The organism is Chitinophaga nivalis (assembly GCF_025989125.1).
In the GTDB taxonomy this organism is placed as follows: Bacteria; Bacteroidota; Bacteroidia; order Chitinophagales; family Chitinophagaceae; genus Chitinophaga; species Chitinophaga nivalis.
The window spans coordinates 7,955,561-7,977,504 of sequence record NZ_JAPDNR010000001.1 but is presented as its reverse complement, the minus strand read 5'-3'; the positions used below and the strand labels follow the sequence as shown (position 1 = coordinate 7,977,504).

The 21,944-nt window shown below is 47.2% G+C and carries 19 protein-coding genes; 15 read left to right on the top strand and 4 right to left on the bottom strand.

Translation table 11 applies throughout. From position 1 onward, the window contains the following. Positions 1-5 precede the first annotated feature (5 nt). Positions 6-515, top strand: a complete 510-nt coding sequence (locus OL444_RS29210) for a DsbA family protein (protein ID WP_264727424.1) — start codon at positions 6-8, stop codon at positions 513-515. Here OL444_RS29210 and OL444_RS29205 read toward each other — a convergent pair. Further along, positions 492-1,568, bottom strand: a complete 1,077-nt coding sequence (locus OL444_RS29205) for a formylglycine-generating enzyme family protein (protein WP_264727428.1) — start codon at positions 1,566-1,568, stop codon at positions 492-494. The two genes, OL444_RS29210 and OL444_RS29205, sit on opposite strands and share 24 nt — an antisense overlap. Positions 1,569-1,754: 186 nt before the next feature. Between OL444_RS29205 and OL444_RS29200 the strand changes: the two genes are divergently transcribed. Further along, positions 1,755-3,125: a GH1 family beta-glucosidase gene (locus OL444_RS29200; protein WP_264727430.1), complete on the top strand. Its 1,371-nt coding sequence runs from the start codon at positions 1,755-1,757 to the stop codon at positions 3,123-3,125. Between the two features lie 33 nt (positions 3,126-3,158). On the opposite strand, the gene bamG is transcribed toward OL444_RS29200, so the two are convergent. Together bamG and OL444_RS29190 are read right to left on the bottom strand one after the other, a co-directional pair. After that, positions 3,159-4,388, bottom strand: coding sequence for a BamG family beta-barrel-assembly machinery protein (gene bamG, locus OL444_RS29195; protein ID WP_264727432.1), 1,230 nt, complete (start codon positions 4,386-4,388; stop codon positions 3,159-3,161). An 8-nt stretch (positions 4,389-4,396) separates the two neighbouring features. Then, positions 4,397-5,728, bottom strand: a complete 1,332-nt coding sequence (locus tag OL444_RS29190) for a DUF4270 family protein (RefSeq protein WP_264727434.1) — start codon at positions 5,726-5,728, stop codon at positions 4,397-4,399. A gap of 247 nt (positions 5,729-5,975) precedes the next feature. Here OL444_RS29190 and OL444_RS29185 point away from each other — a divergent pair, with 247 nt between their 5' ends. The 5 genes from OL444_RS29185 to OL444_RS29165 all read left to right on the top strand — a co-directional run bounded on the left by OL444_RS29185 (position 5,976) and on the right by OL444_RS29165 (position 10,813). Further along, on the top strand, positions 5,976-6,974 hold the full coding sequence (locus OL444_RS29185) for a Kelch repeat-containing protein (protein ID WP_264727436.1): 999 nt from the start codon (positions 5,976-5,978) through the stop codon (positions 6,972-6,974). Beyond that, the gene (locus tag OL444_RS29180; RefSeq protein WP_264727438.1) at positions 6,967-7,308 is read left to right on the top strand and encodes a DUF4907 domain-containing protein; all 342 of its coding nucleotides are present in this window, start codon (positions 6,967-6,969) and stop codon (positions 7,306-7,308) included. Before OL444_RS29185 ends, OL444_RS29180 begins: the two co-directional genes overlap by 8 nt. A 419-nt stretch (positions 7,309-7,727) precedes the next feature. Next, on the top strand, positions 7,728-8,798 hold the full coding sequence (locus OL444_RS29175) for a sensor histidine kinase (protein ID WP_264727440.1): 1,071 nt from the start codon (positions 7,728-7,730) through the stop codon (positions 8,796-8,798). Next, positions 8,795-9,502, top strand: coding sequence for a LytR/AlgR family response regulator transcription factor (locus tag OL444_RS29170; protein WP_264727442.1), 708 nt, complete (start codon positions 8,795-8,797; stop codon positions 9,500-9,502). The genes OL444_RS29175 and OL444_RS29170 overlap by 4 nt, the downstream gene beginning before the upstream one ends. Positions 9,503-9,685: 183 nt before the next feature. After that, a complete protein-coding gene (locus tag OL444_RS29165) occupies positions 9,686-10,813 on the top strand; it encodes a cysteine desulfurase family protein (RefSeq protein WP_264727444.1) in 1,128 nt (375 codons plus the stop codon). A 77-nt stretch (positions 10,814-10,890) separates the two neighbouring features. Here the strand turns inward: OL444_RS29165 and glmM are convergent, their stop codons facing one another. Further along, complete coding sequence (gene glmM, locus OL444_RS29160) at positions 10,891-12,273, bottom strand: phosphoglucosamine mutase (RefSeq protein WP_264727446.1); 1,383 nt, start codon at positions 12,271-12,273, stop codon at positions 10,891-10,893. A gap of 260 nt (positions 12,274-12,533) precedes the next feature. Here glmM and OL444_RS29155 point away from each other — a divergent pair, with 260 nt between their 5' ends. The 8 genes from OL444_RS29155 to OL444_RS29120 all read left to right on the top strand — a co-directional run bounded on the left by OL444_RS29155 (position 12,534) and on the right by OL444_RS29120 (position 21,775). After that, positions 12,534-14,552 carry an LTA synthase family protein gene (locus OL444_RS29155; RefSeq protein WP_264727448.1) on the top strand — a complete coding sequence of 673 codons (2,019 nt, stop codon included), beginning with the start codon at positions 12,534-12,536 and terminating at the stop codon, positions 14,550-14,552. 79 nt (positions 14,553-14,631) lie between these two features. After that, entirely contained in the window at positions 14,632-15,375 is a 744-nt protein-coding gene (locus tag OL444_RS29150; protein WP_264727449.1) for a class I SAM-dependent methyltransferase, read from the top strand. A gap of 2 nt (positions 15,376-15,377) precedes the next feature. After that, positions 15,378-15,956, top strand: coding sequence for a phosphatase PAP2 family protein (locus tag OL444_RS29145; protein ID WP_264727451.1), 579 nt, complete (start codon positions 15,378-15,380; stop codon positions 15,954-15,956). After that, the gene (locus OL444_RS29140) at positions 15,953-16,684 is read left to right on the top strand and encodes a ZIP family metal transporter (protein ID WP_264727453.1); all 732 of its coding nucleotides are present in this window, start codon (positions 15,953-15,955) and stop codon (positions 16,682-16,684) included. The genes OL444_RS29145 and OL444_RS29140 overlap by 4 nt, the downstream gene beginning before the upstream one ends. A gap of 23 nt (positions 16,685-16,707) precedes the next feature. After that, complete coding sequence (locus OL444_RS29135) at positions 16,708-17,997, top strand: hemolysin family protein (protein ID WP_264727456.1); 1,290 nt, start codon at positions 16,708-16,710, stop codon at positions 17,995-17,997. A 154-nt stretch (positions 17,998-18,151) separates the two neighbouring features. Continuing rightward, positions 18,152-19,687 carry a flexirubin biosynthesis tyrosine ammonia-lyase FlxA gene (gene flxA / locus OL444_RS29130; protein WP_264727457.1) on the top strand — a complete coding sequence of 512 codons (1,536 nt, stop codon included), beginning with the start codon at positions 18,152-18,154 and terminating at the stop codon, positions 19,685-19,687. Positions 19,688-19,748: 61 nt separating this feature from the next. Continuing rightward, positions 19,749-20,477 (top strand): flexirubin biosynthesis SDR family reductase FlxB, encoded by a 729-nt coding sequence (gene flxB, locus OL444_RS29125; protein WP_264727459.1) that lies wholly within the window; start codon positions 19,749-19,751, stop codon positions 20,475-20,477. 71 nt (positions 20,478-20,548) lie between these two features. Then, the gene (locus OL444_RS29120) at positions 20,549-21,775 is read left to right on the top strand and encodes a beta-ketoacyl-[acyl-carrier-protein] synthase family protein (protein WP_264727461.1); all 1,227 of its coding nucleotides are present in this window, start codon (positions 20,549-20,551) and stop codon (positions 21,773-21,775) included. Positions 21,776-21,944: the final 169 nt, after the last annotated feature.

Here is a 21,944-nt window from a genome sequence, read left to right as displayed (position 1 = left end):
CGGTAATGGCTACACTCACACCTCCTGTTAATGTATACGATCATATACTGGGACCTGCCGGCGCAGTGGTGGAACTGGTGGAATACGGCGATTTCCAGTGTCCTTATTGCGGCGAAGCTTTTTCGATTGTAAAATCATTGCAGGATGCCCTGCAGGATACACTGCGCTTTGTATTCCGGAATTTCCCGCTCCGCGAAGCCCATGAATACGCCCTGGATGCTGCGCTGGCAGCAGAAGCAGCCGGGCGGCAGCAACGCTACTGGGAAATGCATGACGCTATCTACCAACACCAGCAGGAATTGGATGAACTGCTGCTGGCCAGACTGGCCAAAGATTTAAAACTGGATATGGACCAATTTGCCGAAGACCTGGAAGATCCCCGGCTGGTAAGTAAAATAGAAGCTGATTTTGAAAGCGGCATCCGCAGCGGTGTAAACGGTACGCCCACCTTTTTTATCAACGGCAAACGTTACGACGGCGATTACCGTGAACTATTGTCGGCGCTGCGCGACTGAGCGCACACAACGGAAGCCCAGATTAGCCAGGCCGGATTCCGGTGTGGTTTTCATACGCGCGGATACCCGGTAACCCCGGCAATATTCATCACTGCACATAAAAGACCCTCCCCGGATGACTCTTTTAGGCTGCCCCGGATCATCCGGGTCAAACCCTTTGCCAGGGCCGGCCGGATTGGTCACGCCTTTTTCATCCCGCAGATAGGTGTTGGCATCATACCAGTCTGCACACCATTCCCATACATTGCCGGACATATCATACAGCTGGTAACCGTTAGGGCTATACGATCCAACAGGCGCCGTACCATAAAAACCATCTGTGGTGGTATTCCGATAGGGAAAGTTCCCGTTCCAGGTGTTGGCTTTGGCTTTGCCGGCAGTCAGTGCTTCATTCCCCCAGGGATATACCTGTTCCCGTAAACCGCCACGTGCGGCATACTCCCATTCTGCTTCTGTAGGCAGGCGTTTCCCGGCCCATTGGGCAAATGCCTGTGCATCCATCCAGGATACCTGGGTAACCGGGTGATTGGCGAGGCTGTCGATATTACTATGTGGGCCTTCCGGATGTTGCCAGCTGGCGCCGGCTACGAAACGCCACCATTGCGATACGTCATCGAAAGGAACGGCATGGTCAGGTGGCGAAAATACGAGCGCCCCCGGCGCCAGCATACTGCTATCTGGTTCCGGTGAGCCGGGAGGCAGGCTTTGCATCAGTTCTTCTTTGCTGATAGGCTTTTCGGCGGTAGTGATATAACCGGTAGCGGCTACGAAAGCAGCAAACTCCCGGTTGGTAACTTCATGTGTATCCATCCAGAAGCTGTCTACCTGCACGGTATGCCCGGGTAATTCATCCGGCATGCCGGTGGAGTCGTCTGCACCCATCCGGAAGGTGCCGCCGGGAATGAGTACCATTTGCTGCAAGGCAGCGGTATCACCTGCTACGATCGATTGATTTGCCTGAGGGGCCGGCTGGCCGGCACACCCGCCGGTGGCCAGGATACAGCCAAACAGGCCGGTGAGGATCACCGGGTTGCTGATCAGTTTTTTCCACATAGCGTCAAAAATAATAAAAGAACTGAGGTAACCGGTAAGGGAAATGATAAAAGGTGAGGTATTGCCGCGGATAACAACCGGATCTGCAGACTTAACAATTATATAATCGTTATTCCCCGAAAACTATTGTAAACTGCAGCTTTATTGGGTGGTGCAACACACCGGCACCCTTTTACAGTATTGCATATGCAAAAGATGGCTGTGCCCTTTACACGTAAGGATTTCGGGGATGATTTTTTATGGGGCGTTACTATTTCCGCTTTTCAAAATGAAGGTGCCTTCTCTGCAGATGGCAAAGGCCTTTCTATCTGGGATACCTTCTCTTCCCGTAAAGGAAAAATCAAAGACAAAAGTCATGCACAGATCGCCTGTGATTTTTACAACCGCTATACCCAGGATATCCTGCTGGCAAAGCTGTTAGGGTTCTCTGTATTCCGTTTCTCCCTCTCGTGGTCGCGCATCATGCCGAAAGGCACCGGTGCGGTAAACCAGGCGGGCATTGACTTCTATCACCGGGTTATCGACGCCTGTCTGGAGCTGGGACTGGAGCCTTATGTTACCCTGTACCATTGGGATCTGCCCCAGGCGCTGGAACACAAGGGGGGCTGGTGTCACCGGGGAGTGGTATTTGCCTTTGAAGAATTTGTACGGATATGCACCCGCGAATATGGCAATAAAGTGAAGCATTGGATTGTGATGAATGAGCCATTCGGTTTCACCGCACTGGGATATATGCTGGGCGTACATGCGCCGGGGAAATTCGGCTTGTCTTATTTCCTGCCGGCCGTTCATCATGTGACATTAGCACAGGCAGAAGGAGGGCGGGTTGTGCGGGAAGAAGTACCTGGCGCTGTGATCGGAACCTCTTTATCCTGTTCCCGCATCATCCCTTATACCAACAGTGAATCCGATCTGCTGGCTGCCCGGAGAGCCGATGCGCTCTTCAACCGCATGTTCCTGGAACCTGCGCTGGGCATGGGATATCCGGCGGCAGACTTCCCGCTGCTGAAACGGATCGAACGCCGGTATGCACTGTGGCGCGATTGGGACCGGCTGGCCTTCGACTTCGATTTTATCGGCGTACAAAATTATTTCCCCCTGGTGGTGAAGTATAATGCCTTTATGCCGGTGGTAAAAATATCGGAAGTGAAAGCCCGCTACCGGAACGTGCCGGTAACCGGTCTGGGATGGGAAATCAATGGAGATGGGTTGTATGAAATGCTGAAACAGTTTGCCGCTTACGACCAGGTGAAAAAGCTGATTGTCACCGAAGGTGGCGCTGCTTTTACCGACACCCCTGAACCTGGTGGCCGTATTCACGATACTGCCCGCATCAACTATTTCCAGGAATACCTGGCAGCTGTATTGAAAGCAAAGAAAGAAGGTATTCCGGTAGATGGATATTTCGCGTGGACCCTCACAGATAATTTCGAATGGGCCGAAGGGTATCGCGCCCGTTTCGGTCTGGTATATACGAATTTCGATACCCAGCAGCGTATCATCAAAGATTCCGGCTATTGGTTCCGGGAGCTGCTGACCGGCACAGCACCTGGCTGACAGGTCGCGTGCCGGTATCTCCACATCCGCTGGCTATTGTGCCAGCCGCTTAAAGAACCAGATATCCCTTAAGGTAAAATTAAACAGCACGTTGAAGTAGTTTTCTTTTATCAGTCCGTTTTTACTGGTACCGCGTTGGCCTGCTTCTATTCCCATGTAATACCGGAGCTGTCCGGTGCTGTTGGGGAACGATATCCCCAGCGTACCGGAGATGTCTTTGATCTGCTGGTCTTTGATCACCAGCGGCGTTTTATTATAACTGAATCCAGCCTGAAATACAGTACCCTCAAAGGTTTGGTAGAGATAATGTTTTTTGAGCGCATATTCCACCCCCATCGCATATCGTTCTCCATCGCGGTATACATAGCTGTTGGTTTTTTTATTCAGCCCGTTCCAGGCCTGGCGGCGGTAATCAGCCACCCAGGTGAAAGTACCGTTGGACAGTGAAATACCTGCGCCGTATTGTGCCGGCAGGGTGAAGTAGGTAGATTCCAGTTGCTCTTTATACAAAGAGGTTTCATCTTTGTCGGTGATGTTTATTTTCTCCCGTATCTGTAGCCGCGATTCAAAACGATAGGTGGCGCCCAGTCCCAGCTCCCAGGAGTCCTTTATTTTTCCGATGTACTGTACACCTGCTGTGAAGTTGGGTTTGAAGGTATACCTTTTATGTTCAGTGAGGAAAGAGTCGGTGCCAATGGCCTGCAGGGTATTCATAGGGCCAAAGAGAAAGGCCGTGGATACGCCGACGGAAAAGTTTTTGTTGATCCGGATGGCATTGGAAATATAGGGCCGGTTAATACCGCCGGTACCGGTGGTGGTAGCCGTAACGGGAACGCCGGTGCCGGTGACGAAATGGGTATTCACCAGTTTGTAGTTGATGGTAGTGAAAGGTGTAATGCCGGCGCTGATTCCCCAGAACTTAGTGGCTTTGAAGCCTACAGCCAGTTTCTTGAAGGTAAGATCCCATGCATTTTGCGATACATTATTGCCGGTATAAGTCACCTGTTGTACCCGGGGAGAAATTTCAAAGAAAAAATTCTGCGTAGGCAGGTTGCCGTAGGAAGCGGGATTCAGCTCATTCAGATAACCGGTGTGACTACGACCGATACCAGCACTTCCAAGGCCAAAATTGCGGCTGTAATCCTTTTCTTCCAGGTCGCCTATACCGTAGGCAGAATAAAGGGAATTAAGCCCGTGCTGTGCTTTAATGGTAGTGTGGCAAAGCAGCAGCAGGATAAAGCCGGTAAATATTTTTATTCGCATGGGCGTCCTTATTTATACAACAGGTAGTATAACTGTACAGTGAGTTTATTTCTTTTGTTATAATGATCGCCTATGGCCAGCCGGTCCAGGGTACCTTTGCTGTCAGACACACCTGGTGTGAGCAGCAATCCCCTGGAATGAAAATCGAGTACCGTCAGCTGATTGACACAATACTTGGTGATATCGTAGGTGTAGGTGGTATTCAGATTATAGAGATCATCCAGCGTCAGCAGGCCATAGGACAGCGAGTCTGTAACCCGGTTTTTATTGTCTACCTGGCACAGTACCAATCGTGGCGGCAGCCGGAAATCTGTATACGTATCTGATTGAGGCGATACAATCAGGGTTGCTTTCATGATTTTGAAAAACTTACCCAGGAAAGGCAGATTTTTCAGATAGGGAATGTCAATACGTGTAGCCACTCCCGTTATAGGCTGCATATACGCAATATTTTTCATGCTGGTAGAGGGCAGCTCTTTGACCGTTTCAGAAAAGGCTTCCAGGGGGGTGCCGCTGCGTTCCGCCAGTACCTGGTTGAACTGCAGATTGGCTGCCTGCATCTGGAAGTCTACATATTTTACGGTAGTGATGATTTCGTTGGTATGATAATACAGCCGGATTTTCAAGGTGGTATCACCAGCCATAAAAGCCATCACGGCTTTATTGTTGGCGCCGCCCCTCACCTGCAGTCCTTTGAAGAAATCCAGGAACTTACCGGCATCGGTGATATCCGGGCTTTTATCCCGCATCATGTTGAAAAGTTGTTCCCCCAGCACATCAGTGAGGGGGATGCTGATCTGCCGGTCGGACCTGGGATATACGATACCATTGAAAGTACCAATGGGGGTACTTTCGGTAGGGAACTTACTTTTATTGTACAGATAGATAGAGTCTTTGGGGAATTTGATCTCTGAGATGACACGGTATACCTGATACTGCTGCACCGGCAGGGAGTCGCCGGAAATGTAGCCGGTGGGGCGCATCAACAGCCGGATGGAATCGTACTTTGATCCGGTCTTAGGGATGTCGATGGTGCCGGGTTTGGCTACCTGGAAAAAGGAGCTGGCAGTAATTTTCCCGAATAGGGGATCGATACGTTTGCCGGCCAGCAATACGCCCGACCCGGAAGTGGGGATCGAGTCATACTGAATCGTTTTCACCTGCAGGGTAAGGGTATCGGTAAGAATGTAATCTGTTTTTTCGCTACCTACAATATTCTCGTTGTTGAAACCGGTCTTTTCGCAGGCAGTAAAAACAACCCACCATAACAGGACCCACAAAAACTGGCCGCTACGGTTACAGGAATGCCTGGAAAATAAATAACACATAGTATGATTCATGGTGCGCAATTTTAGACAGGATCTATACTTACAATCGCTGTAATATGCCAACAGCCAAAATTTGTCGATGAATCAGCGGATCTGTTCCTTATGCTGCCCGGCGTGCCCAGGCGGGCGTTTTAACGGAAAGATTGCAATTGGCAGATGAAATAGGGGTATCTGTCCGCTAAAAAAGCAGGAACAGCTATTTCCTGTTTGATGGAATACTTCTGCGGATAATTTTGGCAGCAGTAAAAAGAACATGCTAATGCGATATCTCAAAGGTTACTATTTATTATTAATGGCTTTCTTAATGGCCTGTTCGAAGGATGATTCCAGTTCGGATAAGTTGGGAAACTGGATGGCACGTTCGCCATTCGATGGCGTGGGTAGAAGTGCCGCGGTTTGCTTTGTCATTAATGACACAGCATATATTGGTACCGGATATGATGGAGATGACCGGCTGGCGGGTATTCTCTGGGCATATGACCCGGATATAAATCAGTTTCGTCAGCGGGCTGCATTTACGGGCGAAGGCCGTAGCAACGCAATAGCCATGTCCATTGGAGGAAAGGGATATGTAGGTACGGGATACAACGGAAGAGATAGACTGAATGATTTTTACGAGTATGATCCGCGGACAGATAGCTGGACCAGAAAAAATGATTTTCCGGGAACGAAACGTTATGGCGCGGTGGCTTTTTCCCTCAATAATAAAGGATACATCACTACCGGATATGATGGTAACTGGTTAAAAGATACCTGGGAATATGATCCGGCAAAGGATCTTTTTACGCAGGTAGATAGTTATCCGGGGAATAAAAGATCAGATGCTTCTGTTTTTGTGATCAATAATCGCGCGTATGTCATGATGGGCACTTCCAGTGCTTCTTTTGTATCCGACTTTTTTGCCTTTAACGGTAATACACGCAAATGGGAACCGCTTCGGAGCATCGATAACCTCAGTGATGACAGCTATGATGATGACTATAATTTCAAAGGTAGTGGCGCCGCAGCTTTTGCCCTGAGAGGCAAAGGATATATTGTATGTGGCAACAAAGGTTCGCTGTCTACAGCCGTGTGGGAATATACACCGGAAGGGGATACCTGGCTGCAGAAAACAGATTTCGAAGGTGCTGCCCGTTCCGGTGCAGTGGGCTTCACAGTGAAGAATCGTGGCTTTGTGGGCCTGGGCGCCAGCTCCAGCCTGTACCTGGATAATTTCTTTGAATTTGATCCGACTGCGGAATATGAAAAAAATGATTAAGCAAAACAGGGCGCTTATCGGCACGGTGTTGCTGATAGGGCTGGTAGTACTGGCTGTACAGTATAAAAAGAAATCAATAAAGTCCACCGCAAACTATCAGTTTGCGGTGGAGTCGTTTCCGGTAAATGGTGGATGGGGATATAAGGTGCTGGTAGATAGGCATCCTTATATTTACCAGGATGATATACCGGGTTTGCCTGGTAATCAGGCCTTTCATTCAAAAGAAGATGCACTGCGTGTTGGAACAGCAGTTATGAAAAAAATGATGGAACATAAATCGCCTGGTATCACCGTAGAGGAACTCCGGGATATGCAGATCGCAGAGGCGCAGTAAGCAGGACTGCTGCGGATTCACAGTACCCCTTAAAGGATAGTAAAATCTGATTTTATTACGGAAATCGGACAGGATTTTCTATGAAGTTTATTTTTTTTAGTTTAACTTTAATTTTAACAATCCCTTATATACGGATTAACAAACTTTAACACAAGTGTAACCCTATCTAATGTAAGTTTATCGCATCAAACCAAATGATGCTAAGTTTCAAACAGATTTTTAGGAATCGCCCCTTTATCGTATCACTGCACGTCCTGGGATGGGCATGCTTTCTATTTTTTCCGTTTTTTATCTATCGGATTCAGATATTACACAGGGGGATTTTTATCAAAGAACTGATTGGTAACTTTTTTTTGATTGCTATTTTTTATCTCAATATTTATGTATTGATACCCCGTTTTTTTAACGGGAAAAAAATAGTGTTATACATAAGCAGTATCATTCTGTTATTGGTGTTGTCTACGCTGCAGCAAGCGGCATTGGACTTTTATTTTTTTAAGTTTTTTACACCCTGGAAAGCAACGGAACTACGCCTCGATAAAAAGAATTCCGGATTCCCGGTAACATCGGACAGCCTTCCCGCGTTTCAGGAAGCAAGGAGGCAGCATTTTAAGATGCTGACTACAGGAGAAACATTACCGGCTACCGAAGGACAGTTAGTAACCATCAGCGCCACGCATGCACCTTCCGGTACGGACAGTATACGACCACTGACACCCGGCCCTGCTATGACAGGTATTGCGATTGCCACGCGGGTAGGAGAGGAGCCTTCTTTCTGGCAGTTCCTGTTCTTCCCGGAAGTTATACGACGTTCCAGTGTATTTGGTTTGCTGATGTTGTTTATGAGTGGCTTTATCAAGATTGCCATGCAATGGTTTAACAGCGAAAAACAAAGAGAGGCCTTAAAGGTGGAGAAGCTGGATGCAGAACTGAAATTCCTGAAATCACAAATCAATCCTCATTTTCTTTTTAATTGTCTGAATACTATTTACTCACTGGCACACAAACAATCCAAACAAACAGAACATGCTATACTGAAACTGTCAACCATCATGCGCTATATGATCTATGAGTCCAATGAAGATAAAGTGATGTTGTCGCAGGAACTAAAATATCTTCAGGATTACATAGATATTCAGCGCTTACGTTTACCGGATGATATGAATATTCATTACCGCTTAGCCGGTGAAGCCACCAGGCAACAGATAGAACCTATGCTCCTGGTACCTTTTGTAGAAAACGCCTTTAAGCATGGCATCAGCTATACAGAGAAATCATTTATAGATATTGCTATTGCGATTGAAGAAAATACCGTGCAACTGAAAGTCGCCAACAGCCACTTTAAAGAGCGCGTAGCAGAACGAGGCGGAATAGGTTTACAAAATGTATTAAAAAGGCTTGGAATGCTATATGCCGATGAACATGAAATCGATATCAGCGAAACTGAAAACCAATTTATTGTTAATCTTAAAATAGTGTTGAAAAAATGATAAAGTGTATTGCAGTGGATGATGAACCATTGGCACTGGAAATCATGGAAGACTATATCCGGAAGGTCCCATTCCTGACGCTGGCGGGTAAGTTTGAGAATGCTGCCACAGCGCTTCGTTTTATTCAGGATGAACCGGTAGATCTGGTATTTCTGGATATTAAGATGCCCGACATTACCGGCATACAGTTTCTGAAATCGTTGAAGTATCCGCCATTGGTAGTATTTACTACCGCTTATGGCGAGTACGCTCTCGATGGTTTTAACCTGGATGTCGTGGATTATCTCCTGAAACCCGTTCCTTTTGAACGGTTCCTCAAGGCCGCCGCCAAAGTCAGTGAAGTATTGCTGGCCTCCCAACAAAAAGGTGGAGTAGAAGGCGCCTGGGTAAATGATTACATTTTCATTAAAACAGAATACAAGATTATTAAAATTAATCTGGAAGATATTTTATTCATTGAAGCGCTGAAAGACTATACGAAAATATATACACATAATTTACCGGTACTCACGCTGCGTAGCCTGAAATCATTTGAATCCCGGTTACCGGCAGATAAATTTATCCGCGTACATCGTTCCTATCTGGTGTCACTCAACAAAATTCACTGTGTGGAAAAAAACACCGTCATGATCGCCAATCAGTCTATTCCGATCAGTGATGGTTACCGGGAACGGTTTTATGAGGTCATTAACCGGAATTCCTGATCCGGCCACTTTAAAAATATCATTTATCCATACGCCCCATGTAGCTGATACGGCTGCATGGGGCGTATTTCCTGTGCAGGTAATTCGTAATTTTTATAATTTCTGCTTTTTTCGGACATTTGCTACACTTTTTAAACCACCAACCATTATTAATAATTAGTTCTTTATCAAAAACCACCAACATTGGAAAGAATATATTTTGACAATGCAGCCACCACCTCGCTGGAACCAGCCGTACTGGAAGCGATGCTGCCCTATATGACCGAAAAGTTCGGAAATCCTTCTTCTATCTATTCCTATGGCAGAGAAAGCCGCCTGGGTATAGAAAATGCCCGTAAATCAGTTGCCAAAGCATTAAATGCACATCCCGGAGAAATTTTCTTTACCTCCGGTGGTACAGAAAGCAGCAATACCGCCATTAACGCGGCGGTAAAAGATCTGGGCTGCAAACATATCATCTCTTCACCGATCGAGCACCATGCGACCCTGCATACGGTAGAATACCTGCACCATCACGATGGAATAGGACTGTCTTTCGTAAAAATACTGCCCTCCGGACATATCGACCTGGCGCACCTGCGGGAACTGCTGGAAGCTGCCGGCGAAAGATGCCTCGTTACCCTGATGCATGCCAACAATGAGATCGGTAACCTCCTGGACATCCACGCGGTGGGTAACCTGTGCAAGGAATTTGATGCCATCTTCCACTCTGATACGGTACAAACAGTAGGACACTATCCGTTTGATCTGCGTAATACACCGATACACTTCATCACCGGGGCCGGACATAAATTCCATGGTCCTAAGGGAGTAGGTATCCTGTATATCAATGAAAACGTGAAGATATCCCCGTTCATTCAGGGGGGCAGCCAGGAACGCAATATGCGCGCCGGAACTGAAAATCTCTATGGTATCATTGGTTTCGCCAAAGCGCTGGAACTGGCTACCGCTCACCATACGGAGCATAGTGAATATATCAACGGCCTGCGTATGTACATGGCAGCACAGCTGCAACAACATATTCCGGACGTCACCTTCAACGGCGACCTCCATGGCAGCAGCCTGTACACCGTGTTAAACGTGGCCTTCCCTAAATCGGAAAAAACGGAAATGATCCTCTTCAACCTGGATATCAATGGTATCTGTGCTTCCGGGGGCAGTGCGTGTACCTCCGGCGCCAATGCCGGATCACACGTTATTCGCGCCTTCAACAACAATCCTAACCAGATTGCCGTACGTTTCTCCTTCTCCAAAAACAATACAAAAGAAGAAGTAGACAGCGTAGTGGAAAAGCTGAAAGAGTTAATGTAGTAGCTAACTATATAAAATAAAACAGCGGAGATACAGGTATTACCTGCGTCTCCGCTGTTTCGTTATAAGCCGTTCTATTAATGCATGAATTCTTTGATATCCTGCATGATTCTTTTGGCAATATTATCGGCAGTGGTTTCATTCTGACTTTCCGCATAGATACGGATAATCGGCTCGGTGTTGGAGGTACGTAAGTGTACCCAGTCCTTGTCGAACTCAATTTTCAGTCCGTCTTCGGTGTTCAGCGGCTGGTTTTTGTATTTGCCTTTGATTTTTTCGAAGATGGTTTTTACATCTACCCCTTTATCCAGTTCTATTTTATTTTTAGAGATAAAATAGTCAGGATAGCTGTTACGCAGGGCTTTGATGCTTTTTTTGCTGTGAGCCAGGTGACTCAGGAAAAGACCGATACCGATCAGGGCATCCCGGCCGTAGTGCAGATCCGGAACAATGATACCACCATTGCCTTCTCCACCAATTACAGCGTTGGTTTCCTTCATTTTCTTTACCACGTTTACTTCTCCTACAGCAGACGGCGTGTATTCGCCACCGTGTTTGAGGGTAACGTCTTTGAGAGCCTGGGTAGACGACATGTTGGAAACGGTGTTGCCTTTTCTTTTGCTCAGTACATAGTCAGCTACCGCTACGAGGGTATACTCTTCCCCGAACATGGAGCCATCTTCACATACAAAACAAAGACGGTCAACATCCGGATCTACGGCGATGCCCAGGTCGGCGTTGGATTTATTGACTTCGTTGGACAGCGCTGTCAGGTTTTCTGCCAGTGGTTCCGGGTTGTGGCTGAATTTACCGTTTACTTCCCCGAACAATACCTCTACTTCTTCCACTCCCAGTGCTTTCAGCAGAGGTGGAACAAAGAGGGCGCCGGTAGAGTTAACCGCATCAACCACTACTTTGAAGTTACGTTGTCTGATGGCTTCCACGTCAACCAGCGGATAGTTTACTACCAGGTCTACGTGTTTCTGCAAATAAGAATCGTCCTGTGTATAGGTACCCAGCTTATTTACGTCGGCAAAGTTGAAGTCTTCTCTTTCCGCGATGTCCAGCAACAGGGCGCCGTCTTCTCCGGAAATGAATTCTCCTTTGCTGTTCAACAGTTTCAGCGCATTCCATTCTCTCGGGTTATGGCTGGCAGTCAGGATGATGCCGCCGGCGGCATTTTCCAGGGTAACCGCTAACTCAACGGTCGGCGTGGTAGATAAACCAAGGTCTACTACATCAATGCCTAACCCGTTCAGGGTAGATACTACCAGGTTTTTCACCATTTCGCCGGAAATACGGCCATCACGGCCTATTACCACTTTACGGTTATCTGTTTGCTGCGTGAGCCAGGTGCCGTATGCTGCTGTGAATTTTACCACATCTAATGGTGAAAGTCCCTCTCCGGGCTTACCGCCTATGGTTCCGCGTATGCCGGATATCGATTTGATCAGTGCCACAAGATTCAGTTTTTAAGGAAGGCAAATATAAAAAAAACCATCTCAGATTTCCTAATTATGAAAAGATGACCATTCGTATTATGATGATAATATTATATTGAGTTTGGTTAAAATAATGTAATAATTGTACAGGGTTGTCCCATTGTGGCTTCCTTTCCATCTATATGGCCGAATTTGTCATTCGTAATTTCCCCTGCCTACCTCCTCACACTTTTCATTATATTTGCAGCTACGCTTTTAAAAAAACAGCTATACGTTACATGCAATACTCGTGGAAGAGTATACCCCGGTATATTCGTTATGTGTTTGTTCAAACGCTTTATCTTTTTCTGTTGATGCTGATGTTCAGGACCATTTTCTACCTGTTCTTCTTCAAAACCACCATTACAGATAACGCTGCGATTGCAAAGGCCTGGTACCTGGGGGTAAAATTCGATATCCGGCTTACCCTTATACTGATCATTCCCATAGCCCTGTTGGCCCTCATTGCCCGCAACGGATTTTTTACTTCCAAGGCTATACGTAATACGAACTTCATCTACTTTTTTATCGTCTACCTGGTGCTGACCCTGTTGTACATACTGGATCTCGGGCATTATGACTACCTGGGCCTGCGCCTGGATCCTTCTGTATTGCGGTTCCTGGCCAAAGGTGAACGGGCAGACAATGCCCGGATGGTGTGGCAGAGTTATCCGGTAGTGCGGGGTGCCCTGGCGATTATCGTATTTATGTACCTGTTGTGGCGTCTGCAGAAAAATACCTGGAAAAGATTTGCGGCACAGGCGCCGGTATATTTGCGTAACTGGCCTTTTACCGGTTACACCGTGGGGCTGGTATTATTAGTGGCCGCCGGTATGTATGGCAACTTCGCCTGGTTCCCGCTGCGCTGGAGTCAGGCCATGTTCACCCGCGATAACGGGGTCACCAGCCTGGGACTGAATCCTATCCTGTACTTTGTGTCCAACTTTTCCGTGAAAGGCGATACGTTTGAAGAAGAGAAAACCCGGAAGTACTACCCGACTATCGCGGAATACCTGCAGGTCGACAGTCTGGAGGCCAGTAAACTGAATTATGTACGCACCGTAGCAGGCGATCCGGCCAAACCTAAATTGAACATTGTATTGGTGATGCTGGAATCTACCGGCGCCGCCGTGACCAGTATGTATAATAACCCCATGCAGGCAACGCCGCATATGCAGCGGCTGGCCGACAGCGGGGTGCTGTTCCGCAACTTCTATGTACCCGCCATCAGTACGGCTAAAACCGTATTCGGTGTCACCACCGGGCTGCCGGATATTACCGCCGTGAAAACAGCCAGCCGGCATCCGAAGATGCTGGACCAGCGTATTATCATGGACCAGTTCAAAGGCTATGATAAACTGTACCTGCTGGGAGGTAATACCAACTGGGCCAATATCCGGGCGGTATTTACCAACAATGTGGAAGGTGTACGGATTTATGAAGAAGGCATGTATAAATCGCCTAAAGCAGACGTTTGGGGCGTATCGGATTATGATCTGATTACAGAGGCCAGTGGCATCTTTAAAGCTAATAATGACCAGCACAAGCCATTTGTTGCGTTCCTGCAGCTGGCAGATAACCACCCGCCTTATACCACTACCAGCGGCGCCGGCGACTTTAAAAAAGTGACGGAAAAAGACCTGGATATGAACAAATTCCGGCAATCCGGTTTTGTATCAGTAGACCAGTTCAATGCCCTGCGGTATGAAGATTATAACGTAGGCCACCTGATTGATATGGCCCGGAAAGACGGCTACCTGGATAATACCATCTTTGTATTTTTCGGCGATCATAACTGTGTGCTGAATCCCTACAAATTCATGCCGTTGCCGGAATATGACATCGCTACCGGCGGGGTGCATGTAACGGCGTTTATGTATAGCCCGAAACACCTTGCACCACAACAGGTGAACACACCCGGCAGTTTACTGGACATTTATCCGACTGTTGCCGGTATGGTAGGTATGCCTTATAAAAACTATACCCTCGGGGTCAATCTGTTCGACAGTACCCGGGCAAAAGATAAATACGTCTTTATTAATTATATGCGTAACCAGCAGCCTTATTACGCTATCCTGGGTGACCGGTATCTTTATGAGATCAATTTCAAAACAGACGCGGCTGCCATGTACGATCTGCTGGAAAATCCGCTGAAAAATATACGGGCAGAACAACCAGACACCGCTAAAAGCCTGGATAATTTAACACGTGGATTTTACGAAAGCACGCGATATTTGATGTTTAATAATAAAAAGTAAACTTTTGGCAAATCGCAGCCGGCAGGAGATATATGGTATATATTTACTGCCGGCTGTTGTGGCCGGAGGGGTATAAATTATGGAAGTAGATAAACTTTGGTTTAAAGATTGGTTCAATTCTCCTTATTACCATTTGTTGTATAACAACCGGGATGAGCGGGAAGCGGCTGCTTTTATAGATAAATTACTGGCCTATTTGCAACCGGCTCCGGGGGCAGAAATGCTGGATGTAGCCTGTGGAAAGGGCCGGCATGCCAGCTACCTGGCTGATAAAGGCTATTATGTAACCGGTATAGATCTTTCCATTGAAAGCATCAATGCCGCCAAAAAGCTGGAAAACGACCATCTCAGTTTTTTTCAGCACGATATGCGGCTGCCTTTCCGTGTCAATTACTTTGATGTGGTATTTAACTTCTTTACCAGTTTCGGATATTTCGAGTCCCGCCGTGATAATGACAATGCGCTGCGCACGCTCCGGAATGCCCTGAAACCAGGAGGGAAGCTGGTGCTGGATTACCTGAACAGCCCTTATGTGGCGGCTCACCTCATTTATGATGAGGTAAAGGAAAAAGAGAATGTCGTGTTTGATATCCGGCGGGAATACAAAGACCGGAAATTCATGAAACAAATCAGTATCCTGGATAAGGATAAAATGCGCCGGGCTTCCTTTACGGAAAGTGTGAATGCTTTTACCCGGGAAGATTTTGAGGAGATGTTTAGCCGGCAGGGCCTCCGTATCACTGAAATATTCGGCGACTATCACTTTAACAGCTATGATGAACAACGTTCGCCACGTTTAGTCATCGTTGCTACAAAATCATAGCCATGCTTGAAGGTATCCTGCGGGGAGATCTCAGACTATTCTTTCATATTAACGGACAATGGCACAACGCATTCCTGGATGTAGTGATGCCTTTTCTACGGGAGCCATATGTATGGGCCCCCTTATATCTTTTCCTTGGCCTGTTTGTAACGATCAACTATGGCTGGAAAGGGCTTTTCTGGATTGTTTTTTTCCTGCTGTGTTTCGGGGTAGCGGATCAGACCAGCTTATTCCTGAAAGAATCTATCGGCAGGCTGCGGCCATGCCGGGATCCGTTTGTATCACATTATGCCCGTGTATTGGTGGTATATTGTCCGATGAGCGGTAGCTTTACCTCTAACCATGCCGCGAACCATTTTGCGCTCGCGACGTTTTGTTTCTTAACTTTAAAATCAGCATTCGGCCGGTATGCCTGGCTGTTCTTCCTTTGGGCTGCTGCCATCTCATATGCACAGGTATATGTAGGCGTACACTATCCGCTGGATGTTACCGGTGGAGGAATACTGGGTATTTTAATTGGGTTACTGAGCGGTAGTTTCTTTCAACGCCGTATCAGGCTGGAACCTGAACTGACAACATGAACTGGAATTATCTGATACTTATACTGGCGGCTACGCTTGCTGGTGGGATTATACCCATGACGGTAAAGCGGGTGCACGCCAACTTCTCTATCTATCTGCTGGCCTTTACCGGTGCTTTTCTTTTTGGTGTTACCATCATGCACCTGTTACCGGAAGTATTTCATGAGCTGGGACACGCAGCGGGTATTTATATCGCGCTGGGCTTCTTCCTGCAGGTTTTCCTGCAGCAGCTGTCACATGGCATGGAGCATGGGCATACCCATATCCCCGGCGATCATCACCGGCATATCGCAATACTGCCCTTGCTGCTGGGCTTGTCTATCCATGCTTTCATGGAAGGGATTCCACTGGGATTTCAGTATGAAGATAAATCAGCCCTGCCTTCGCTGATGCTGGGCGTAGCGGCGCACAAGATCCCGGAAGGCCTCACCCTGATGACGGTTATGTTGCACGCCCATAAGAAAAAGGCTTATCTGTGGCGGATTTTGGTGACCTTTGCATTGGTAACCCCACTGGCAGCATTGCTGGCAGGATGGATGGGGAACCGCTTTGAAGTGATACAGCATTACCTGTTATATCTGGTAGCATTGGTGGTAGGTACTTTCCTGCACATCTCCACGACTATTTTTTACGAAAGTGGCACCAGACATCATGAACTCAGCGGCCGCAAGGCGCTGGCTATCGCCTCCGGATTGGTGCTGGCATTTCTTACCCTTATATTTGAATAATTCATTATTTTTAGGCTCTATTTATGGAAGTCGTCATTATCATCATCCTCATTTTACTGAACGGCCTATTCTCGATGTCGGAAATAGCAATGGTGTCAGCTCGGAAGATCCGGCTGGAGAATCAGGCCAATAAAGGGGATGAAAAAGCAAAAGCAGCATTAAAGCTGGCTAACAAACCAGACACCTTTCTTTCTACGGTACAGATCGGGATTACCCTGATCGGTATTTTAACCGGGATCTACTCCGGTTCCGGTATCAAGGCCGATGTAATGGCCTGGCTCAACACGTTCCCTTCCCTTCAGCAATATAGCAGTATACTGGCCACCATTCTGATTGTAGTGGTGATTACTTTTTTCTCCCTGGTTTTCGGAGAATTGTTGCCTAAACGTATTGGCATGGCCAAGCCGGAATCTATTGCCAAATACATGGCCAAACCGATGACGGTATTGTCATGGCTCACCTTTCCCTTCATCCTGTTGTTAAGCGCCGCCACCAACCTGCTGGTAAAATTATTGAATATCAAATCCAACGATACCCACGTTACGGAAGAAGAGATCAAAGCCATTATCAATGAAGGTACCTCCTCCGGTGCCATCGAAGAAACAGAGCAGGAAATCATTGAACGGGTATTTCATCTGGGGGATCGTAATATCACCTCCCTGATGACCTACCGCAATGATATCACCTGGTTGGATATCAACGAAGCGGCAGCGGACTATCATGCCAAAATCCTGGACAGCCTGCATTCGGTATATCCGGTATGCGACGGCCAGATCGACAGCATCCGTGGTTTGGTGACGATCAAAGACCTCTATGGGGTAACCGGCAAAAATGTAAAGCTGTCAGAGATCATTAAAAAACCTTTGTTTGTACCGGAAAATAATACCGCTTACCAGGTACTGGAAAAGTTTAAGGAAACCCATTTACATGCTGCCTTTATTGTGGATGAATATGGCACGTTCCTTGGCATGATCACGCTCAACGATATACTGGAGGCCATTGTAGGGGATATGCCGGAAACTGCGGAGAGTGATGATTACGAGATGGTGTTACGGGAAGATGGTACCTGGCTGGTAGATGCACAGATTCCGTTTTATGATTTTCTGGAGGAATTTGATTACGAAGACTGGGCTACTGAATTTGAACAAGACTTCGATACCCTGGCTGGTTTCGTCCTGCATCACCTGGAACATATTCCGCAAACAGGCGAAAAATTTGCCTGGAGAGGATTTACTTTCGAGATTGTCGATATGGATGCACATCGTATAGATAAGGTTTTAGTAACACCACCGGCACCAACGGAAGAAACATAAACATTTCCTTGAAAAACGAATCGTTGCAGTAGAAATCGCATACGTAATTACCCGTAATTCGTAGTGAAGGGCTGGTATTTTATTTGGATAAATCCAGCTTTATACTAATTTTGGGCACTTTTTTACATACATAAATATTTTAATTTATTATAAGATGGTCACACTAGGTAGTAAGGCGCTGTCCCTGGATGAAGTGTACAGGATACTTTTGGGTGGAGAAGAGTTGGCGTTGGAAGCAGCCGCATTACAGCAGGTTGAAGCTAGTTATCTGTTTCTTGAAAAGTTTTCAGCTAAGAAGCTGATATATGGCATCAACACCGGTTTTGGCCCAATGGCACAGTACCGCATCAGTGAGGAAGATACCTTTCAGTTGCAGTATAACCTGATCCGCAGCCACAGCTCGGGTGCTGGAAAGTGCATGTCGCCACTCATGACCAAAGGCCTGATGATAGCACGTTTGAGCAGCTTTATGCAGGCTCACTCCGGCATTCATCCGGAAGTCGTACACCTGCTGAAAGACCTGATCAATAAAAACGTATATCCGTGTGTGTTTGAACATGGCGGCGTAGGCGCCAGCGGCGACCTCGTACAGCTGGCACATCTGGCACTGGTACTCATCGGAGAAGGGGAAGTATGGTATGAAGGCGCCTACCAACCTACCGCATCTGTATTTGCAAAGTTAAACCTGCAACCGATCAGCATCCATGTAAGAGAAGGACTGGCCATTATCAACGGTACATCCGCCATGACCGGTGTGGGACTGGTAAACCTGATCCACGCCCGGAAATTATTGGGTTGGTCTGTGATATTGTCTGCCATGATCAATGAAATCGTGGAAGCATTTGATGACCACCTGTCGGCAGAACTCAATGTCGTGAAAAAGCATGAAGGACAAAATGCCATCGCGGCTAAAATGCGGGAAATCCTGCAGGGTAGCAAAATGATCCGGCATCGTCCTGATCATCTTTATAAAGAACTGGAAGAAGAAGTATTTAAAGATAAAGTACAGGAATATTATTCCCTGCGCTGTGTGCCGCAGATCCTGGGCCCCGTTTATGATACCCTGGCACATGCAGAAAAACTGGTGGTACAGGAACTCAATTCCGTAAGCGATAACCCGGTAGTGGATCATCATCTCGGTAACGTATTTCATGGCGGAAACTTCCACGGTGACTATGTTTCCCTGGAAATGGACAAACTGAAAATTGCGGTTACCCGCTTATCCATGTTGTCTGAGCGGCAGCTGAATTACCTCATGAATGATAAGCTGAATCATAAATTCCCGCCATTCATGAACCTCGGCAAACTGGGCTTCAACTTCGGTATGCAGGGCGTACAGTTTACGGCTACTTCTACGGTAGCAGAAAACCAGACCCTCTCTTTCCCGATGTATGTACACAGTATTCCTAACAATAACGATAACCAGGATATTGTGAGCATGGGCTGTAACGCAGCTATCATGACACAGAAGGTGATTGACAATACCTTTGAAGTGCTGGCTGTGCAGGTAATGACCATGCTGCAGGCAGTAGATTATCTGAATTGTCAGGACCGCCTGGCCGCTTTCTCTCATAAGATCTACCAGGAAGTGAGGGCTATTTTCCCTAAATTTATTGACGACAGCCCACGTTATAAAGACTTGCAGAAAATCAAGGAATACCTGGTGCAACATGAACCGGTGCAGTTTTAAGAACAGGGGAAGGGCTGCGGTGACGCGGCCCGTCATTCATTAACCGTAATTTGTAATTTTCATGAAGTGTGCATTAGTAACGGGGGGATCCAGAGGTATTGGCAGGGCAGTATGTATTAAACTGGCTGAACTGGGATATCATGTGCTGATTAATTATAAAGGCAACGAAGCCGCTGCACAGGAAACCCTGGAAGGGGTAACAGCAACCGGCAGTACGGGTGAACTCCTGCAGTTCAACGTAGGGGATGCTGCAGAAGTACAACAGGTACTGGGCGGCTGGGTAGAAAATCATAAAGATCAATTCATTGAAGTACTGGTGAATAATGCCGGCATCCGCGAAGATTCCCTGATGTTCTGGATGAATGATACACAGTGGAATAATGTAGTCAACATCAGCCTGAATGGTTTCTTTAATGTCACCAAACAGGTACTCAATAATATGTTGCTGAAACGGAATGGACGTATCATCAATATGGTATCACTGTCCGGCCTCAAAGGCTTACCAGGACAAACCAACTACTCCGCCGCGAAAGCCGGCGTGATTGGCGCTACCAAGGCCCTGGCCCAGGAAGTTGCCAAAAGAGGGGTGACCGTTAATGCTATTGCTCCGGGCTATATCAAAACGGATATGACCGCAGAACTGAACGAAAAGGAACTCGCCGCACAGGTACCGATGAACCGTTTTGGTACACCGGAAGAAGTAGCAGGTGCCGTCGCTTTTTTTGTTTCCCGGGCTGCCGGTTATATTACCGGTGAAGTGTTGAATATCAATGGTGGTCTGCATACCTAGAACCCGGAATGCAAGCGCGAAGCACGTATAATATAATTTTCTAACAGCTAACAGCTAATTGCCAAGAGATAATGAACCGCGTAGTGATCACTGGAATGGGCATCTACTCCTGCATTGGAAAAAACAAACAGGAGGTAAAAGAGTCCCTGTATCAGGGTAAATCAGGCATCGTACTGGACCCGGAAAGAAAAGCCTTTGGTTATCGTTCCGGGTTGACCGGTTATGTGGAAAGACCGGAACTGAAAGGTTTACTGGACCGCAGGGCCAGGCTCATGATGCCGGAACAGGCGGAATTTGCCTACGTAGCTACCCGGGAAGCCCTGGAGCAGGCAGGCATAGACCAGGATTATATTGATAAAACACCCATTGGCCTGTTATATGGCAACGATAGCTCTGCAAAACCGGTGGTAGAAGCCAACGATATTATGCGGGCGAAAAAAGATACCATGCTGGTAGGTTCAGGATCTGTATTTCAGACCATGAACTCCACCGTGAATATGAACCTGGCTACTATCTTCAAGCTGCGCGGCGTGAATTTCAGTGTGAGCGCTGCCTGCGCCAGTGGTTCACATGCCATTGGCCTGGGGTATATGTTTATCCGTAATGGGATGCAGGATGCCGTTATCTGCGGTGGCGCCCAGGAAGTAAACATCTATGCCATGGGTAACTTCGATGCCATTGCTGCTTTTTCTGTACGGGAAGATGACCCAACCCGTGCTTCCCGCCCGTTCGACCGCGACCGCGATGGCCTGGTGCCCAGCGGTGGTGCTGCTACGGTTATACTGGAAAGCCTGGAATCGGCACAACGGAGAGGCGCTACCATTTTAGGAGAAGTACTGGGCTATGGCTTTTCTTCCAATGGCGCACACATCTCTAACCCAACGGTAGACGGACCGGTACGTTCCCTGCAGATTGCCTTGCAGGATGCCGGACTGCGACCGGAAGATATTGAATACATTAATGCGCATGCTACTTCCACAGCAGCCGGCGATGCCAGCGAAGCCCGTGCTATCTACGAGGTATTCGGCAGCACCCAACCCTACGTTAGCTCAACCAAATCAATGACCGGCCACGAATGCTGGATGGCAGGCGCCAGTGAAATTGTTTACTCCATGCTGATGATGCAAAACGGATTTATTGCACCCAACATCAACCTGGAAAATCCGGATGAAGATGCCGCCCGGTTAAATCTTGTTGCACAGACAATAGATAAAAAATTTAATATATTTTTGTCGAACTCTTTTGGATTTGGAGGCACAAATTCTTCCCTGATCGTAAAAGGATGGGAAGGGATATAAACCATAGCATAAACCATAGCGCTATCATGAACTGGTCTTGTAGATTATTGGCACAGTTTTTTACGCATGTGAATGGTAAGGAAAAAGTAGGATAGCCCTGCTGTCCGTAACCTGCAGCCGATTACTTCAAAATATGCTTAACTTTGTCAAACCAGGATCATCATGGGTT

Bases quoted from the DNA above. Each gene is read 5' to 3' on its own strand.
- OL444_RS29200 (WP_264727430.1), top strand. From the start codon at position 1,755: ATGCAAAAGATGGCTGTGCCCTTTACACGTAAGGATTTCGGGGATGAT.
- OL444_RS29150 (WP_264727449.1), top strand. From the start codon at position 14,632: ATGGAAGTAGATAAACTTTGGTTTAAAGATTGGTTCAATTCTCCTTAT.
- OL444_RS29205 (WP_264727428.1), bottom strand. From the start codon at position 1,568: ATGTGGAAAAAACTGATCAGCAACCCGGTGATCCTCACCGGCCTGTTT.
- OL444_RS29120 (WP_264727461.1), top strand. From the start codon at position 20,549: ATGAACCGCGTAGTGATCACTGGAATGGGCATCTACTCCTGCATTGGA.
- OL444_RS29185 (WP_264727436.1), top strand. From the start codon at position 5,976: ATGCGATATCTCAAAGGTTACTATTTATTATTAATGGCTTTCTTAATG.
- OL444_RS29170 (WP_264727442.1), top strand. From the start codon at position 8,795: ATGATAAAGTGTATTGCAGTGGATGATGAACCATTGGCACTGGAAATC.
- OL444_RS29180 (WP_264727438.1), top strand. From the start codon at position 6,967: ATGATTAAGCAAAACAGGGCGCTTATCGGCACGGTGTTGCTGATAGGG.
- flxA (WP_264727457.1), top strand. From the start codon at position 18,152: ATGGTCACACTAGGTAGTAAGGCGCTGTCCCTGGATGAAGTGTACAGG.
- OL444_RS29145 (WP_264727451.1), top strand. From the start codon at position 15,378: ATGCTTGAAGGTATCCTGCGGGGAGATCTCAGACTATTCTTTCATATT.
- flxB (WP_264727459.1), top strand. From the start codon at position 19,749: ATGAAGTGTGCATTAGTAACGGGGGGATCCAGAGGTATTGGCAGGGCA.
- OL444_RS29135 (WP_264727456.1), top strand. From the start codon at position 16,708: ATGGAAGTCGTCATTATCATCATCCTCATTTTACTGAACGGCCTATTC.
- OL444_RS29155 (WP_264727448.1), top strand. From the start codon at position 12,534: ATGCAATACTCGTGGAAGAGTATACCCCGGTATATTCGTTATGTGTTT.
- OL444_RS29140 (WP_264727453.1), top strand. From the start codon at position 15,953: ATGAACTGGAATTATCTGATACTTATACTGGCGGCTACGCTTGCTGGT.
- OL444_RS29210 (WP_264727424.1), top strand. From the start codon at position 6: ATGGCTACACTCACACCTCCTGTTAATGTATACGATCATATACTGGGA.
- OL444_RS29190 (WP_264727434.1), bottom strand. From the start codon at position 5,728: ATGAATCATACTATGTGTTATTTATTTTCCAGGCATTCCTGTAACCGT.
- bamG (WP_264727432.1), bottom strand. From the start codon at position 4,388: ATGCGAATAAAAATATTTACCGGCTTTATCCTGCTGCTGCTTTGCCAC.